The sequence below is a fragment of the Cupriavidus sp. C2SS-8b genome, from assembly GCF_057073745.1.
Genome location: NZ_CP172717.1, coordinates 1703187 through 1720697, shown reverse-complemented (window position 1 = coordinate 1720697; position 17511 = coordinate 1703187). Strand labels below are relative to the sequence as shown.

At 68.2% G+C, this 17511-nt stretch carries 13 protein-coding genes and 1 riboswitch; of the genes, 10 read left to right on the top strand and 3 right to left on the bottom strand.

Going from position 1 to position 17511, the window contains the following annotated elements; translation table 11 throughout:
- The first annotated feature begins 19 nt into the window (after positions 1–19).
- The 5 genes from ACIGJB_RS24785 (at position 20) to ACIGJB_RS24765 (ending at position 6998) form a co-directional block, all read left to right on the top strand.
- Positions 20–2191, top strand: coding sequence for an acetate--CoA ligase family protein (locus tag ACIGJB_RS24785; RefSeq protein WP_483732631.1), 2172 nt, complete (start codon positions 20–22; stop codon positions 2189–2191).
- 105 nt (positions 2192–2296) lie between these two features.
- Positions 2297–3298 carry a Bug family tripartite tricarboxylate transporter substrate binding protein gene (locus ACIGJB_RS24780; RefSeq protein ID WP_483732630.1) on the top strand — a complete coding sequence of 334 codons (1002 nt, stop codon included), beginning with the start codon at positions 2297–2299 and terminating at the stop codon, positions 3296–3298.
- A 34-nt stretch (positions 3299–3332) separates the two neighbouring features.
- Positions 3333–4643, top strand: coding sequence for a DUF1254 domain-containing protein (locus ACIGJB_RS24775; protein WP_483732629.1), 1311 nt, complete (start codon positions 3333–3335; stop codon positions 4641–4643).
- Between the two features lie 13 nt (positions 4644–4656).
- Positions 4657–5997 (top strand): DUF1254 domain-containing protein, encoded by a 1341-nt coding sequence (locus ACIGJB_RS24770; RefSeq protein WP_483732628.1) that lies wholly within the window; start codon positions 4657–4659, stop codon positions 5995–5997.
- Positions 5994–6998 (top strand): tripartite tricarboxylate transporter substrate binding protein, encoded by a 1005-nt coding sequence (locus tag ACIGJB_RS24765; RefSeq protein WP_483732627.1) that lies wholly within the window; start codon positions 5994–5996, stop codon positions 6996–6998. Before ACIGJB_RS24770 ends, ACIGJB_RS24765 begins: the two co-directional genes overlap by 4 nt.
- A gap of 41 nt (positions 6999–7039) precedes the next feature.
- Here the strand turns inward: ACIGJB_RS24765 and ACIGJB_RS24760 are convergent, their stop codons facing one another.
- Both ACIGJB_RS24760 and ACIGJB_RS24755 read right to left on the bottom strand, forming a co-directional pair.
- Positions 7040–8617, bottom strand: a complete 1578-nt coding sequence (locus ACIGJB_RS24760; protein WP_483732626.1) for an aldehyde dehydrogenase (NADP(+)) — start codon at positions 8615–8617, stop codon at positions 7040–7042.
- A 139-nt stretch (positions 8618–8756) separates the two neighbouring features.
- Entirely contained in the window at positions 8757–9494 is a 738-nt protein-coding gene (locus tag ACIGJB_RS24755) for a FadR/GntR family transcriptional regulator (RefSeq protein WP_483732625.1), read from the bottom strand.
- Between the two features lie 197 nt (positions 9495–9691).
- Here ACIGJB_RS24755 and gudD point away from each other — a divergent pair, with 197 nt between their 5' ends.
- The 4 genes from gudD to ACIGJB_RS24735 all read left to right on the top strand — a co-directional run bounded on the left by gudD (position 9692) and on the right by ACIGJB_RS24735 (position 15813).
- Positions 9692–11053, top strand: a complete 1362-nt coding sequence (gudD, locus tag ACIGJB_RS24750) for a glucarate dehydratase (RefSeq protein ID WP_483732624.1) — start codon at positions 9692–9694, stop codon at positions 11051–11053.
- A gap of 103 nt (positions 11054–11156) precedes the next feature.
- Positions 11157–12119 (top strand): Bug family tripartite tricarboxylate transporter substrate binding protein, encoded by a 963-nt coding sequence (locus ACIGJB_RS24745; protein WP_483734656.1) that lies wholly within the window; start codon positions 11157–11159, stop codon positions 12117–12119.
- A gap of 357 nt (positions 12120–12476) precedes the next feature.
- On the top strand, positions 12477–13820 hold the full coding sequence (gdhA, locus tag ACIGJB_RS24740; RefSeq protein ID WP_483732623.1) for an NADP-specific glutamate dehydrogenase: 1344 nt from the start codon (positions 12477–12479) through the stop codon (positions 13818–13820).
- A 498-nt stretch (positions 13821–14318) separates the two neighbouring features.
- Positions 14319–14418, top strand: a riboswitch (glycine riboswitch).
- 144 nt (positions 14419–14562) lie between these two features.
- Positions 14563–15813 carry a D-amino acid dehydrogenase gene (locus ACIGJB_RS24735; RefSeq protein WP_483732622.1) on the top strand — a complete coding sequence of 417 codons (1251 nt, stop codon included), beginning with the start codon at positions 14563–14565 and terminating at the stop codon, positions 15811–15813.
- A gap of 6 nt (positions 15814–15819) precedes the next feature.
- On the opposite strand, the gene ACIGJB_RS24730 is transcribed toward ACIGJB_RS24735, so the two are convergent.
- Positions 15820–15981 (bottom strand): hypothetical protein, encoded by a 162-nt coding sequence (locus ACIGJB_RS24730; protein WP_483732621.1) that lies wholly within the window; start codon positions 15979–15981, stop codon positions 15820–15822.
- A 135-nt stretch (positions 15982–16116) separates the two neighbouring features.
- Here ACIGJB_RS24730 and ACIGJB_RS24725 point away from each other — a divergent pair, with 135 nt between their 5' ends.
- Complete coding sequence (locus ACIGJB_RS24725; RefSeq protein WP_483732620.1) at positions 16117–17508, top strand: GntP family permease; 1392 nt, start codon at positions 16117–16119, stop codon at positions 17506–17508.
- The last annotated feature ends 3 nt before the right edge of the window (positions 17509–17511 follow it).

Here is a 17511-nt window from a genome sequence, read left to right as displayed (position 1 = left end):
AAGACCTGGAGACTTCCGTATGGTTGACCTGAATTCCCTGCTGTACCCGCGTTCGATCGCGGTGGTCGGTGCGTCCACCCAGCCAGACAAGGTGGGTGGCATGCCGATCCGGCTGCTGCGCGAACTGGGCTATGCGGGACGCATCTATCCGGTCAACCCGTCCGCGGCCGAAGTGCAGGGCCTGCGTGCCTATGGCTCGCTGTCCGATATCGGCGAGGCTGTGGACCTTGCGATCGTCGCGGTCCCAGCCAGCGCCAGCGAGGACGTCATGGCGCAGCTTGCGGGCAACCGCACGCGCGCGGCGGTGGTCTTCACTTCGGGCTTCGCCGAGGCCGGCGAAGCCGGCGTGCACCTGCAGGCCCGGCTCGCCAGCAGCGCGCGCGAGGCTGGCGTCACGCTGCTCGGTCCCAACTGCCTGGGCGCGATGAACCTGCGCGAGCGCGTGTTCGCCACGTTCTCGCCAATCGCGCTGAGCGGCGCGCCGCCGGTCGGCGAAGTCGGCCTGGTGAGCCAGAGCGGCGCGTTCGGCGCCTATGCGTATGCGCTTGCGCGCGAAGCGGGCCTGGGCCTGAGCCACTGGGTCACGACCGGCAACGAGGCCGGGCTGCAGGTGGCCGACGTGATCGCCTGGCTCGCCGAGGACCCGAATACGCGCGTGATCCTGGCCTACATCGAAGGCTGCCGCGACGGCGCGCGCCTGCGCCAGGCGCTTGCCGCCGCGCGCGCGGCCGGCAAGCCGGTGGTGATCACCAAGGTTGGCACCACCGCGGCCGGCGCGCGCTCTGCGCAATCGCATACGGCCAGCCTGACCGGCGAAGACGCGGTGTACCAGGCGGTGTTCGATGCCTATGGCGTGCACCGCGCGCAGACGCTGGAAGAGTTCTTCCGGCTTGGTTACGTGCTGTCGCGCGGCCGGCGGCCATCAGTGTGGCAGCGCCCGCACGGGCGCGACGCGGGTGCCGCCACGCCGCTGGCGATCGTCACCGTGTCGGGCGGCGTGGGCATCATGATGGCCGACCGCGCCGAACAATTGGGCCTGCCGCTGCCGCCGATGCCGGACGCTGCCGCAACGGCACTGCGTACCGCTATCCCGTTCGCCAGCACCGCCAACCCGATCGACGTGACCGGGCAGGTGGTGGCGCAACCGCGCGTCTTCATGGATGCCATCGCCAGCGTCGCGCGCAGCGGCGCCTACGGCTGCGTGGCGGCATTCCTGGCCGGTGGCGCCAATGCCCCGCGGCTGTGGCCGGAGCTGCAGCAGACCATCGGCGCGCTCGCCGAAGACCCTGACGCGGCGCCACTGCTGCTGGCCGGCATCGTCGACGACGACAAGCGCGCGTGGCTGGAAGCGCGTGGTTGCCTGGTCTTCCGCGAGCCGGGCCACGCGGTGGAGGCGGTGGCCACGCTGGCGCGTGCAGCGGCCATGGCAGGCGAGCGCGGCGCGGCCGATCAACCTCCGCAACCCGCATCGCACGCCGGTCTGCTGCGCGATGTACCGCCCACGGCTACGGCGCTGTCCGAGTACGAGGCCATGCAGCTCCTCGCCGCGGCCGGGGTGCCGGTGGCCCCGCATGACCTGGCGCGCGATGCCGACGCGGCCGTGCGCATCGCCGAACGCCTGGGCTATCCCGTGGTGGTGAAGCTGTGCTCGCGCGACATCCTGCACAAGAGCGACGTGGGCGGCGTGGCCCTGAACCTTGCAGATGCGCAGGCCGTGCGCGAGGCCTTCGGCCGCATGGTGCAGGCCGTCGCCGGGGCGCGCACGGACAGCGGCGCGCCGGTCCCGTTCGAAGGCGTGCTGGTGGCGCGCATGGTGCGCGGCTGGGGCGAGGTGATGGTGGGCGTGCGGCGCGACCCGGTGTTCGGGCTGGTCGCGCTGGCGGGCATCGGCGGCACGGCTGTCGAGATCTTCCGTCAGACCGCCTGCGGGCTGGCGCCGCTGTCGCCTGCGCAGGCGCGCCAGATGCTGCGCGCGAGCAAGGCCGCTGCGCTATGCGAGGGACACCGGGGCCATCCGCAGGTGGACCTGGATGCCGCCGCGCAGGTGCTGGCCAGCGTGTCGCGGCTCGCCGCGGCGCTGGGCGAGCGGCTGGACACGCTCGAGATCAATCCGTTCATCGTCACCGCGCAGGGCCTGGTCGCCGCCGACGCGGTGGTCACGCTTCGAGAGGGCAGTCCCGCCGCTCCGTAGCAATACTGGAAGCGCAGGCAACGCAGCACGGTGGCAGGGATGCCCGCACAGACGGGCGCCCGCGCCGCGGCAGTCATTCAAGCACAAAACACACAGGAGACAAGCATGCATTTGCAGACGCACTTGCCGGCGCGGCGCATGGTGTTGCGCGGACTGGGCGCGCTCGCCGTGACCGCAATCTGCGGGGTGGCACCCGGCGCGCACGCGGGCCCCTATCCCGAGAAGCCGATCCGGCTCGTCGTGCCGTTTCCCGCGGGAGGCGGGACAGACGTGGTGGGCCGGCTGCTGGCGGCGGGACTGTCGAAGGAACTCGGGCAGACCGTGGTGGTGGAGAACGTGGCCGGTGCCACCGGCACCATTGGCTCGGCGCAGGTCGCGCGTTCCGCGCCGGATGGCTACACGCTGGTGCTCGGTATCTCCGCCACGCATGCGATTGCGCCGGCCATCTTCCCGAAGCTGCCCTATGACCCGTTGCGCGATTTCGTGCCGGTCAGCCGGCTGTTCTATGGCGGCAATGTGCTGATCGCCGGCCCCGGCTTCACCGGCCGCGATCTGCCCGCGCTGATTGCGGCGGCGAAGCGCCCGGGCGCGGACCTGACCTATGGCTCGTGGGGCACGGGCTCGGGCGGCCACCTGGCCGGCGAGAGCCTTAACGTACTGAGCGGCATCCACCTGCGCCACATCCCGTACAAGGGCGTCAATCCGATGTTGACCGATGTGATCGGCGGCACGCTGCCCGTGGCCATGTCCGACCTTGCCGGCACGCTCCCGCTGATCCGCGGCGGCAAGGTGAGGGCGCTGGCCGTCACTGGCTCCGAGCGCTCGCCCGCGTTGCCGGACGTGCCGACCTTTACCGAAGCCGGCGTCGCGTTCGGCGTCGATAGCTGGTTCGCCTTGTTCGCCCCGGCGCGCACGCCGTCCGGCATCGTCGACAAGCTGGAGCGCGCCACGGTAGCCGCCATGGCCAATCCCGCCATCAGGGCACAGGCCGATGCATTGGGCATGCGCTACGCACCGCAGCCGCGCAGCGCCTTCGCCGCGCAGATGCGCAGCGACGTGACGGCCTGGGCGGCGCTGGTCAAGTCGAGCGGTGCCGCACAGGAATGAAACGCTTTCCCAATTCACATTTCCCGGAGTCCGTATGAACCATCCCGCGCCAGAGTTCTTCTCCACCCCCGTCTATGGCTCCAGCCAGGAAGCGCTGGTCGCCGCGGCGGCGTTGCCGGTCGTGATCTACGGCTATCCGCTGATCGAGACCCTGCGCACTTGCCGCGTGCAGACGGCCGTCAGCGCAGCCACCGGCTATGGCCGCGCGCCGGTCAACACGCTGTCCGCCAGCGAGCGCCAGTGGACGCATGAAGACCGCGACGTCGTCACGCCCGCCAATGACCTGCTGTATTTCTGCGGCTGGATCAACCTGGCCGACGGCCCGGTCACGCTGCGCGTGCCGCCGCTGCCGGAACGCGACCGGTACTACGTGGTGGAACTGCTGGACGCATGGACCAACAACTTTGAGAACCTTGGTCCGCGCAATGTGCCGGCCGAAGGCGCCACCGTCACGCTGGTCGGGCCCGGCCAGCAGGCAACAGGCAGCCATGTCGTGGCCTGTCCGACTTCGCTGGTCTGGCTGCTCGGCCGCGTGCTGGTGCAGGGCCCCGGCGACCTGGCCGCCGCCCATGCGTTCGAGTGCGGCTTTGCGCTCGACGCGCCGGGCAAGGCGCTGCCGCACTCCGTGCGCGCCTGGAGCGACACCGGCAACGAGGCCCTCGACTTCTTCCAGAACCTGTTCAACGCGCTGCGCGAGTTCCCGCCGGCCGAGCGCGAGCAGGGCGTGCTGACGCTGCTGCGCAAGGCCGGCCTGAAACCGGAGGATGAGGTCGACATCGCCGCGCTGCGCGCTGAAGTCCGTGCGGGCCTGGAGAACGCCTACCGCCAGGCCATGCAGCTGATCGAGGCGCATACGCGCAGCCAGGGCCGCAAGAGCTGGGGCTACAGCCTCAAGCTCGGCGTCTATGGCGACGACTGGCTGCAGCGCGCCTGCACCGCGATGAAGGGCCTGGGCGCGCTGCGCGCCGACGAGGCCATCTATGCCATGGCCGATTTCGATGCCGACGGCGAGCCGCTGGACGGCGCGCATGGCTACGAGCTGCGCTTCGCGCCCGGCATGCTGCCGCCCGCGCAGGCATTCTGGTCGGTCTCGCTGTACGGCGCGGACCGCTTCTTCAGCGCCAACGAGATCGGCCGCTACGCGGTGGGAGACCGCACGCCGGGCCTGCGCCTGGAGGCCGACGGCGGGCTCGTGATCCCGATCTCGCACCGGCGGCCGGAGCGCGCCGAAAACTGGCTGCCGGCGCCGGCCGGCAGCTTCTACCTGATCCTGCGCCTGTACCACCCCGCGCCGGCCTTTATCGCGGGCCAGTACCGCATCCCGGCGGTGCGCCGCATTGCGTGACGAGCGAGGCCCCATGACGTCCTTCCAAGCCGAATCGCGCATGGCTGCGCTGGCCCGCGAGGCCGTGCTCTACACCCTGCCGCTCTACGAAATGGCCCGCATGCGCGCCGCCACCTGCCCGCGCCGCCGCCGCGAGGGCGCGTTTGCCGACGAGCGGCCCGACGGCACGCTGCGCTGGGTCAACCACTTTGTCCACACACGCCAGCTGCTGGGTCCGCAGCACCGGCAGGTGGTCACGCCGAACAACGATACGCTCTACAGCAATGCCTGGTTGGACCTGTCGCAGGGGCCGCTGCTGCTCGAGGTGCCGGACAGCGGCGGCCGCTACTACGTGCTCGGGCTGCTCGATTTCTATACCAATCCCTTCGGCTATATCGGCAGCCGCACCACCGGCACGGCGGCCGGACGCTACCTGCTGCATGGTCCCCGCTGGCAAGGTGAAGTCCCGCCGGGCGCCACGGCCGTTGTTTGCCCGACCGATGCGGTCTGGCTGCTGGGACGCTTGCTGGTGGACGGCGCGGACGACCTGCCCGCGGTGCATGCCCTGCAGGACCGCATCCGGCTCACGCTGCCGGACGGCGGTGATCCGGTACGCGCCTGCGACGTCGGCATGCAGCCGGGCGAACAGCTCGGCGCTTCGCCACTGCAGGTGCGGCGCTATGCCGAAGTGGTGAACCGCGCGTTGCGCGAGAATCCGCCGCCGGCCGGCGAGGCGGCGCTCGTGCAGTCGTACGGCGTGCTCGGCCTGGGCGCCGCCTGCGAGGGGGTAGCGCCGGACGCGGCGCAGGCGGACTGGTTGGCGGCGGCGATGGAAAAGATCCTCGGCGAGCTGGCCACGCCGATGCCTTCCGCGCTGGGCGGCGGCTGGAGCCTGCCGGTCGAGATTGGCGCGTCGTTCGGCGGACGCTATTTCGAGCGGGCCCAGGTCGCCCGCAACTACATCGGCGCGCTCGGCATGGAGGAAGCCATGTACGTGATCGCCGACTGCGACGCGCGCGGCCGTCCGCTCGATGGCCGCGAGCCACACGAGCTGGTGTTCGCGCCGGGCCAGCTGCCGCAGGTCGGGGCGTTCTGGTCGCTGACCATGTATGACAAGCGCGACTGCATGCTGGTGGAGAATGCGATCGGCCGGTACTCGCTTGGCGACCGTTCGCCGTGCCTGCGCCATGAAGCCGACGGCAGCCTGCGCCTGCACCTCGGTGCCGTGCCGCCGGCCGAACCGGCGCGCCACGGCAACTGGCTGCCCGCGCCGGAAGGGCCGTTCTACGTCGCCTTGCGGCTGTACGTGCCCGGCGAGGCCCATCTGCGCAAGACCTTCATCTATCCGGGCATCCGGCCCGCGGAGGCATCATGAGGAACGCTGAAAAAATCTCGCGCCGGGCCATGCTGGCGCGGCTGCGCGGGTGGTTGCTGGTGGGCGCCGCACCGGCCCTGGCGCCGTGGCCGGCGCTGGCGCAGGCTTATCCCTCGCGTCCGGTGCGCCTGATATCTCCATATGGTCCGGGCGGGTCCAATGACACCTCGGCCCGGCTGCTGGCCGAAGCGCTGAGCCGCAAGTACGGCCAGCAGGTCATCGTCGAAAACAAGCCCGGGGCCGGTACACGGGTTGCCAATGAAATGCTGGCGCGTGCCGAGCCGGACGGCTACACGCTGTTGTGGGCGGCCGCGCCGTTCGCCATCAATACCGCGGCCGGCCTGCCGCAGCAATACGACATCCACAAGGATTTCACCGCCGTCGGCCCGCGCGTGGTCGGCCCGATCTTCCTGATCGTCAAGGCCGATTCGCCGCTGCGCTCGGTCGAGGACTTCGTGCGGATGGCGCGCGCAAAGCCCGGCGGCGCCACCTTCGCCTCGCCCGGCGCCGGCTCGGGGCCGCACCTGACGGCGGAACTGTTCGCGGCCCAGGCGAAATTCAAGGCGCTGAACGTACACTACCGCGGCGACGCGACCGCCTACACCGAACTGCTGGCCGGTCGTGTCGATGCCACGCTGACCGCGATCACGTCGGCGCTGCCGTTCATCAAGGCCGGCAAGCTGCGGGTGCTGGCGGTCGCGTCGGAGCGGCGCACGCCGGTCTATCCGGATGCGCCCACCTTTGCCGAACAGGGCTTTGCGGGCGTGGTCGGTTCAGGCTGGTTCGGCCTGATGGCGCCCGCGCGCACGCCCGCCGCGATCGTGCAGCAGCTCAACCGCGATGCCAGCGCCGTGCTCGCGGACGCCGACGTCCGCAACAAGCTGGCCGTGCTGGGCCTGCAGGCCGAGCCGGAGGACAGCGCGGCCTTCGCGCGCTTCATCGATGGGGAGGTGCGCAAGTGGAGCGCCGTGATCAAGGCCAGCGGCGTGGTGCTGGAGTAGCCGCGCCCGCAGGTGCGGCTCGCAGCGTCTTCTGCCGCGGATCAGCCCCGCACGGGCTGGCCGTCCTTCAGGCGCCACAGGCCTAGCGGATTGCCGTCCTGCAGCGCGGCCGGAAGCAGTTCCGCCGGCACGTTCTGGTAGCACACCGGCCGCAGGAAGCGATCGATTGCCGTGGTGCCGACCGAAGTCGTGCGCGTGTCCGACGTGGCCGGGAAGGGGCCGCCGTGAACCATGGCATACGACACTTCCACGCCGGTCGGATAGCCGTTGAACAGCACGCGGCCGACCTTGCGTTCCAGCACCGGCAGCAGTTGCGCGGCCAGTGCGTAGTCGCCGCGGTCGGCCTGGACGGTCGCGGTCAGCTGGCCTTCCAGCACGCGCGTGACGGCAAGCATTTCGCCGATATCGCGGCAGGCCACCAGTACGGTGGACGGGCCGAACACCTCGGCATGCATGCGCGTATCGGCGATAAAGCGCTGCGCGGTGGTCTCGAACACTGCCGCGCGAGCCTGGTTCGGGCCCGTGCTGGCCTGGCCGCTGGCGGTACGCGCGAGGCCATCGATGGCCGACAGCTTGCCGATGCCTTGTTCGAACGCGCGCTGGATGCCCGGCGTCAGCATGGTGCCGGCCGGCTTGGCTGTCACCGCGGTGCCGGCCGTGGCGCGGAACGTATCGAGCGCCGGGCCTTCCAGGGCCAGCAGCAGGCCCGGGTTGGTGCAGAACTGGCCCACGCCGAGCACCAGCGAATCGGCCAGGTCGCGCGCGATGGCTTCTCCGCGCGCCGAAAGCGCTTCGGGCAGCAGGAAGACCGGATTGATGCTGCTCATCTCCGCATAGACCGGAATCGGCTGGGCGCGCTGGCTGGCGACCTGCATCAGCGCCAGGCCGCCGGCGCGCGAGCCGGTGAAGCCCACAGCCTGGATGGCCGGGTGGGCCACCAGTTCGGTACCCACGGTGTGGCCCGCGCCGGTCAGCAGCGAGAACACGCCTTCCGGCAGGCCGGCATCGGCCACCGCCTGGCGGATCGCGCGGCCGACCAGTTCGGAGGTGCCCGGGTGCGCGGGGTGAGCCTTGGCCACCACCGGGCAGCCAGCCGCCAGGGCCGACGCGGTATCGCCGCCGGCCACGGAGAAGGCCAGCGGGAAGTTGCTGGCGCCGAACACGGCAACCGGCCCGATGGCGATCTTCTGCATGCGCAGGTCCGGCCGCGGCGGCGTGCGCTCGGGCAGGGCGCTGTCGAGCGTGGCGTCCTGCCAGCGGCCGGCACGCAGCACCGTGGCGAACAGGCGCAGCTGGCCCGTGGTGCGGCCGCGCTCGCCTTGCAGGCGGGCGATCGGCAATGCACTCTCGGCATGGGCGCGCTCGATCAGCGCGTCGCCAAGGGCTTCGATCCGGCTGGCAATCGCTTCGAGAAAGCTCGCGCGCTGCTCGGGCGAGGTGGCGCGGAAGGGATCGAACGCCGCTTCCGCCAGCTCGCAGGCACGCGCCACATCGGCGCTGCGGGAGCCGTGGAAGACCGGTTCCAGGGTCTCGCCGGTGGCCGGGTTGATGGCGTGGAAGGGTTCGTCAGTGCCGCGCACGGCGCTCGCGCCGATCAGCATTTCGCCGGTAATGGTCATGTCTGGATTTCCTGCAAAGGGAAGGGGGCGGAGGCCGCGGTCACACATCCGGTCCGGGTGTGACGCCGCCAGGTGTCATCTCGTAAGACATCATATGACATGAGATGGTTGACCGCAACCCATGCGGCCAGCTGCCGGCTCAGGCGGCGGCGGAAGCCTTGCGCAGCCGCTCGCGGCTGTTGGTCAAGTGCATGCGCATGGCGGCCTTGGCAGCTTCCGGATCGTGGCGCTCGATGGCGTCATAGATATTCTCGTGCTCGATATGCACGCGCTCCAGGTACTGCGCGCGTTCCTGGCTGTTCACCTGCAGGCGGCTGCGCGGGATCAGCATGGTGCCCAGGTGGCCCATGATGTCCGTGAAATAGCGGTTGCCGGTGGCGCGGGCAATGGACAGGTGGAAGTCGAAATCCGCGCTCACGGCATCGCTGCCCTCGGTGGCGCTGCGTTTCATGGCGTCGAGCGCGCGGCGCATGCTGGCAAGCTGCTCGTCGCTGCGGCGCGTGGCGGCCAGGCCAGCGGCCTCGGCCTCAAGGCTGACGCGGAATTCGAGCATGGCCAGCACATCCATGGCGGTGCCCATGGTCGCCAGGTCGATGCGGAACGGCGAGGCCGTCTCGGCCGGGCGTGCCAGCACGAAGGTGCCGATGCCATGGCGCGTTTCCACGAACCCGCTGGCTTGCAGGCGCGACAGCGCTTCACGAACCACGGTGCGGCTCACGCCGAAGCTCGTCATGACCTCGGACTCGGTCGGCAGCTTGTCGCCGGGCTTGAGCTGCCCCTCGCGGATGCGCTCGGTGAGGCCGCTCACCACTTCCTCGGCCAGCGTACGGCCGCGGCGGCGCAGGGGGGCGGGAGTCGAGATCTGGGGGTCGGACATGAGCGTGGGCGGGCGTAGGGAAATTGCGGCCTTGACCGGGCCGGAATATGGTCATTATACTCGGTCATAAGTTATACGACGACTGATAACGGACTGCGATCGAAAGGATGCGCGGTCCGCGATCTACCGATACAGGGATGCCGCAGCCGACGCCGCCGCGCCACCGAAAAGCCAATCAGATTCCGGAGACAGCCCGCATGAACGCATCGCAAGCCGCCATCCACGCCAACCAGGCCGCTACGCCGGTGGTGACTGAACTGACCGTCGTGCCGGTTGCCGGCCACGACAGCATGTTGATGAACCTGTCGGGCGCGCATGGTCCGTACTTCACCCGCAACATCGTGATCCTCAAGGACAGCGCCGGCAACACCGGGGTTGGCGAGGTGCCGGGCGGCGAGGGCATTCGCCAGACGCTCGAGGACGCGCGCCCGCTGGTGGTGGGACAGGGCATCGGCCAGTATCAGGCGATCCTCAACAAGGTCCGCGCCACGTTCGCCAGCCGCGACGCGGGCGGCCGGGGCTTGCAGACGTTCGACCTGCGCATCACGATCCACGCCGTGACCGCACTCGAAGCCGCACTGCTCGACCTGCTGGGCAAGCATCTGCAGGTGCCGGTGGCCGCGCTGCTGGGCGAAGGCCAGCAACGCGATGCCGTGGAGATGCTGGGCTACCTGTTCTACGTTGGCGACCGCAAGAAGACCTCGCTCGACTACCGCACGGAGCCCGACGCCGGCAACGCATGGTTCCGCGTGCGCAACGAAGTCGCGATGGACGCCAAGGGCGTTGTGCGCCTGGCCGAGGCCGCCTACGAACGCTATGGTTTCAACGACTTCAAGCTCAAGGGCGGCGTGCTCCGCGGCGACGAGGAGATGGAGGCGATCATCGCGCTGCACGAGCGTTTCCCGAAGGCGCGGGTGACGCTCGATCCGAACGGCGGCTGGCTGCTGAAGGACGCCATTCGCCTGTGCCGCGACAAGCACGGCATCCTGGCCTACGCGGAAGACCCGTGCGGCGCCGAGGAGGGTTATTCGGGCCGCGAGATCATGTCGGAGTTCCGCGCCGCGACCGGCCTGCCTACCGCCACCAACATGGTCGCCACCGACTGGCGCCAGATGGGCCACGCGGTGCGGCTGCAGTCGGTGGACATCCCGCTGGCCGACCCGCACTTCTGGACCATGCAGGGTTCGGTGCGCGTGGCGCAGATGTGCGCCGAGTGGGGCCTGACCTGGGGCTCGCATTCGAACAACCACTTCGATATCTCGCTGGCGATGTTCACCCACGTGGCCGCCGCCGCGCCGGGCCGTGTCACCGCCATCGATACGCACTGGATCTGGCAGGACGGCGAGCACCTGACGCGCGAGCCGCTGAAGATCGAAGGCGGCCTGGTGCAGGTGCCCAGGACGCCGGGGCTCGGCGTGGAGCTGGACATGGACGCGCTGGCGCGTGCCAACCGCCTCTACCAGGAGAAGGGCCTGGGCGCGCGCGACGATGCCATCGCCATGCAGTTCCTGATCCCGAACTGGAAGTTCAACAACAAGGCGCCCTGCATGGTCCGCTAGGAATGCGTGGGTCGCGATCTCGTACCGGCCAGTGCCATACAAAACCCAGGAGGAGACAACAATGATCGATTTTTCCAAGCTGCGCCGCATTGCCGGCGCGGGCATGGTTCTGGCCGCTGTGGCGGCCGCATCCATGGCAAGCGGCGCGGCTTTTGCGGCCAGCCCGGCATGGCCGCAAAAGCCGGTTTCGGTGGTGGTGCCGTTCCCGGCGGGCGGCTCGACCGACACCATCGCGCGCATGCTCGCGCCGCCGCTCAACGAGAAGCTGGGCCAGCCTTTCGTTATCGATAACCGTCCGGGCGCCACGGGCGCGATCGGTGCGACGTTCGTCAAGCGCGCGCCGGCGGACGGCTACACCATGCTGGTGGCGTCGATCGGCGTGTTCGCGGTGAATCCGTTCCTGCAGAAGAACCTGGGCTACGATCCGGCCAAGGATTTCGATCTGCTCACCGTGGCGGTGCGGGCGCCCAACGTGCTGGTTGCTACGCCGAATTTTCCCGCGAAGAACTTGCAGGAACTGGTCAGTTACATGAAGAAGAACCCGGGCAAAGTCGCCTTCGCGAGTTCGGGCGCGGGTTCTTCCGACCACCTGACCGCGGCGCTGTTCTGGCAGAAGAGCGGCACCGAGGGTCTGCACGTTCCGTACAAGGGGGGCGCGCCGGCCATCTCCGATCTGCTGGCCGGACAGGTCGACGTGTCGTTCCAGAACATCAACGCCGTGCTGCAGCATATCCGCACCGGCAAGCTGCGCGCGCTGGCGGTGACGTCGGACAAGCGTGCCGCGGTGCTGCCCAATGTGCCGACCATGGCCGAAGGCGGCGTGAAGGACGTCGAGGTTTATTCGTGGCAGGGCATCGCCGCACCGCACGGCCTGTCGCCCGAGGTGAAGAGCCGCCTGCACGGCGCGCTGGTCGGCGCGCTCAACGAGCCGAAGATGCGCGAGAAGCTGGCCGAAAGCGGCTTCGAGGTGGTGGCCAACACGCCGGAGCAGTTCGCGCAGTTCGAGAATCAGGAGCTCAAGCGCTGGAAGACGGTGATCGAGCAGGGCAAGATCACGATGGATTGATGCCGGGCGGCCAGATCCAACTGCGGCACGCAGGCTGGCGATCACGTCGATCCGGCGACGGTTGTCTTCCCTCTCCCATTTATGGGAGAGGGGCGGGGGAGAGGGGCGGGACTGGAAATCGCAGCACTATTTGGGGTGATTTTCGGACCGCATACGTGATGGCCACAGCAGTTTTCACTGTCGGGAAATTGCTGCACGGTGGTAAAGTGTTGCCCCGTTGATACATTCATCGCAGTTCCGCAATGTATTAACAATTGCGTTGGTCGGGGTTGCTCCACGGATCGCGCAATTCTTACGGCACGCAAGCCGGGCACGCATCCGGCGCGGCCGCTCTTTCCAGCACAGCAGAGACATCCCGTGAATTCTCCCTCCCTCGACGCATTCCTGGCCGGCGTAGCCCGGCGCGACCCCGGCCAACCCGAATTCCTGCAGGCCGTCAAAGAAGTCATGGTGACGCTTTGGCCGTTTGTCGAGCGTCATCCGCGCTATGCCGACCAGGCGCTGCTCGAGCGCCTGGTCGAACCCGAGCGCGTGATCCAGTTCCGCGTGGCGTGGACCGACGACCAGAACCGCGTGCAGGTCAACCGCGCGTTCCGCGTGCAGCACAGCTCGGCCATCGGCCCGTTCAAGGGCGGCATGCGCTTTCACCCGACGGTAAACCTGTCGGTGCTGAAGTTCCTCGGCTTCGAGCAGACCTTCAAGAACGCGCTGACCACGCTGCCGATGGGCGGTGGCAAGGGCGGTTCCGACTTCGACCCGAAGGGCAAGTCGGATGCCGAGGTGATGCGCTTCTGCCAGGCTCTGGTGACCGAGCTGTTCCGCCACCTGGGGCCGGACACCGACATCCCTGCTGGCGACATCGGCGTGGGCGCGCGCGAAGTTGGCTTCATGGCCGGCATGATGAAGAAGTTATCGAACCAGTCCGCCTGCGTGTTCACGGGCAAGGGCCTGGCGTACGGCGGCAGCCTGATGCGTCCGGAAGCCACCGGCTATGGCACGGTGTACTTCGCGCAGGAAATGCTCCACCGCCGCGGCATGGGGTTCGACGGCCTGCGTGTGCTGATTTCCGGTTCGGGCAATGTTGCGCAGTACGGCGCCGAAAAGGCCATCGAACTGGGTGCGAAGGTGCTGACGCTGTCGGACTCCGGCGGCGTGCTGCATTACCCGCAGGGCATGACCACCGAGCAGTTGGCCGAAGTCATGGCGTTCAAGAACGAAGAGCGTGGCCGCTTGTCCGATTTCGCCGCGCGCCACAATATGAAGTTCGAGGCTGGCCGCACGCCGTGGCACGTGCCTGCCGATGTGGCGCTGCCATGCGCGACGCAGAACGAACTCGACGGCAACGACGCTGAAACGCTGCTCGGCAATGGCGTGATCTGCGTGGCGGAAGGCGCCAACATGCCTTCCACGCTGGAGGCCGTGGATCGCTTCGTCGACGCGAAGATCCTCTATGCACCGGGCAAGGCCAGCAACGCCGGCGGCGTGGCCACATCGGGTCTGGAAATGTCGCAGAACGCCATGCGGCTGTCGTGGCACCACGCCGAGGTCGATGAGAAGCTGCACGCGATCATGAAGGATATCCACCAGAACTGTATTCATCATGGCCAGAAGGACGGAGGCTATGTGAACTACGTGGAAGGCGCGAATATCGCGGGGTTTGTGAAGGTGGCGGATGCGATGCTGGCGCAAGGGGTGATTTGAAGCTTGGCGTTCCCCGGCGCTTTCCTTACGGCGTGGCCGGCGGAGTTCTTTGGTTATGACCGGGTGGTACGCTCTTGGCGGGCGCGGCTGTTTCGCCGGCGTAGCCGGCGAGTCACTTTCTGTCCGAGCGACAGAAAGTAACCAAAGAACGCGTTTACTTGCCCTAACGGGCGAATATTGATCGTAGTGTGCGAAGAATTTCGTACGGGTATTCGCTTCAGAGACTGCCCGGCTGCCTGCCGCGTGGAGCGCGACCGTATGCAGGCTCTCCGGCAATGATTGAACCAGCCCCGAACCTGTCCGTGGCCCGACACTGCCCGCGATATCGCATCATCGCCTTCGGCTGCTGCGCAGCTCACTAACTAGTCGGCAGCCATCACAAAAATCCAATGTGGGGGATAACCCGACTCACCACCCCCCAAGCCTTCAAGTTATCATCGCCCATCGACAGGCCCACGCCTGTCAAAAACAAGCGGCTCCGGACACCCTCCGGCGTCGTGCGACATCGCAGGAGAGACCGGCTCGCCGCCTGGCGGGTCCGGCGCCGACGGAGCAACCGCCCCGGAAACTCTCAGGCACCGAGGACTGTGGCGTCGCAAGTACAGATCTGGAGAGAGGCGCTACGGCGCCCACCGAAGGGGACGGCATGGTCATCGGCCATGTCCAAGCTCTCAGGTACCACGGACAGATGGGGCAGGGGACCGGCAACGGTCAATTTCATCCTTGCTTCGGACAATCTGTCATGTCTCACATGCTCGTTATCGGCGCCGGCATTACCGGCGTCACGACCGCCTATACCCTCGCGAAACAAGGCTATCGCGTCACCGTGCTGGACCGTCACCACTATCCGGCAATGGAAACCTCGTTCGCCAACGGCGGGCAGCTTTCCGCCTGCAACGCGGAGGTCTGGAACAACGCCGGCACGCTGCTCAAGGGCTTCAAATGGATGATGCGGCGCGACGCGCCGCTGCTGCTCAATCCGCGTCCGTCGTGGCACAAGTATTCGTGGCTCGGTGAATTCGTCGGCAACCTCCGCAACTACCGCGCCAATACCATCGCGACCACGCGCCTGGCCATCGCCGCGCGCCAGCACCTGTTCGACATGGCCGAGCGCGAGCAGATCGATTTCAATCTGGAGCGCCGCGGCATCCTGCACTTCTATCACGACCGCCCCAGCTTCGAGGCCGCGGGCCGCACCAACCAGATGCTGGTGCAAGGCGGCCTGGAGCGCTACGCCGTCACGCCGGAAGAGATCCGCTCGATCGAGCCGACGCTGCAAGGCCATTACTACGGCGGCTACTTCACGCCGTCCGATTCCACTGGCGACATCCACAAGTTTACGCGCGGCCTGGCGCGCGCATGCGAACGGCTTGGCGTGACGTTCCTGCAGGGCGTCGACGTGAAGGCCGTGGACCTGCGCCCGGACGGCGTGACGATGCGCCTGGGCGCATCGGAAGCCGCCATCGCTTCGGGGCAGGATGGCGGCGAACGCGAGATCAAGGGAACCGCCGCGGTGGTCTGCGCCGGCGTAGGCAGCCGCCATATCGCGGCGATGCTGGGCGACCGGATCAACGTCTATCCGGTCAAGGGCTATTCGATCACCGTGCATCTCGATGACGCGCGCAGCGTGGAGAACGCGCCGTACGTGAGCCTGCTCGACGAGAGCGCCAAGATCGTGACCAGCCGGCTGGGCGCGGACCGTTTCCGCGTGGCCGGCACCGCGGAATTCAACGGTGAGAACCGCGATATCCGGGCGGACCGCATCGCACCGCTGGTGTCATGGGTGCGGCGCAATTTCGATATCGAGACTTCGCGTGCGGTGCCATGGGCGGGCCTGCGGCCGATGATGCCCGACATGATGCCGCGGGTCGCGCGCGGCCGCGCCACGCGCGTGTTCTACAACACGGGACACGGACACCTGGGCTGGACGCTCTCTGCCGCCACGGCCGCGATGATCAGTCACACCATCGCCGCAAGCCATCCGGTTCACTGAGTTCGCTCAGTCCTCCGCCGCCCCGGCCGGCGCCATGCGCCCGGCCGCGCGGTGCGCCACCAGCTTCTTGTAGAACGCCGCGCGGCTGATGCCGATGGCCGCAGCCGCGCGCCCTTTTGCCTGGAAAGTGGCCGGAAAGAGGATTATGTTCCACTTTCTCCCGGGCATACTCCGTGCACTGCCATCCCGTTCCTGACGTGCGAACTTGCACCCTGCGGCCTGTCACAGATGTAATTGGTGGAGCGCTTTCGGGCGCACGGGCCTATATTTCCCCAGACCAGGAACAAACCTCGCGGAGTCTTCATGTCCTTTGTGATCGTCGTTGCTGCGCTTGCCTTCCTGATGCTTGCCGCGTATCGCGGCTACAGCGTCATCCTGTTTGCCCCGCTGGCCGCGCTTGGCGCCGTGCTGCTGACCGAGCCGTCGGCCGTGGCGCCGGCCTTTACCGGCATCTTCATGGAGAAGATGGTCGGTTTCGTGAAGCTGTACTTCCCCGTGTTCCTGCTCGGCGCCGTGTTTGGCAAGGTAATCGAGCTGTCCGGCTACTCGCGCTCGATCGTCGCGGCCGCCATCCGCTACATCGGCAGCTCGCGCGCGAATGCGGTCATCGTCGCCGTCTGCGCGCTGCTGACCTATGGCGGCGTGTCGCTGTTCGTGGTGGTGTTCGCGGTCTACCCGTTCGCGGCCGAGCTGTACCGGCAGAGCAATATCCCGAAGCGGCTGATGCCGGGCGCAATCGCGCTGGGCGCGTTCTCGTTCACGATGGATTCGCTGCCCGGTACGCCGCAGATCCAGAACATCATCCCGACCACCTTCTTCAAGACCACCGCCTGGGCGGCGCCGGTGCTGGGCGTGGCCGGCGCGCTGTTCATCATCGTCGTCGGCTTGAGCTACCTCGAATGGCGCCGCCGCGCCGCGATGGCGAAGGGCGAGGGCTATGGCACGTCGCTGCTGAACGAGCCCGATCCGGTGGAGACGGCACAACTGCCCAACCCGCTGCTGGCGCTGGCGCCGCTGGTGCTGGTGGGCGTGGCCAACTTCGTACTGACGCGCATGATCCCGCAGTGGTATGGCGCCACCAGTTCGCTGGAGCTGCCGGGGCTGGCCAAGCCCGTGAGCATCACGACCGCCTCCGTGGTCGCGATCTGGGCCGTGGAAGGCGCGCTGCTGCTGGGCATCCTGCTGGTGGTGGTAACCGCGTTCGGCACCGTGCGCCAGCGCTTCGCCGAAGGCAGCAAGACCGCCGTGGGCGGGGCGCTGCTGGCGGCCATGAATACGGCATCGGAATACGGCTTCGGTGGCGTGATTGCTGCGCTGCCGGGCTTCCTGGTGGTGGGCGACGCGTTGCGCGCGATTCCGAACCCGCTGGTCAACGCGGCGGTGTCGGTGAGCGCGCTGGCCGGCATCACCGGGTCGGCATCGGGCGGCATGAGCATTGCGCTGGCAGCCATGGGCGACACGTTCATCCAGGGCGCACAGGCAGCGGGCATTCCGCTGGAAGTGCTGCACCGCGTGGTGTCGATGGCCAGCGGCGGCATGGATACGTTGCCGCACAACGGCGCGGTGATCACGCTGCTGGCCGTGACCGGCCTCACGCACCGCGAGTCCTACCGCGACATCTTCGCCGTCACCATGATCAAGACGCTGGCGGTGTTCTTCGTCATCCTGGTCTACTACACGACCGGACTGGTCTGACCC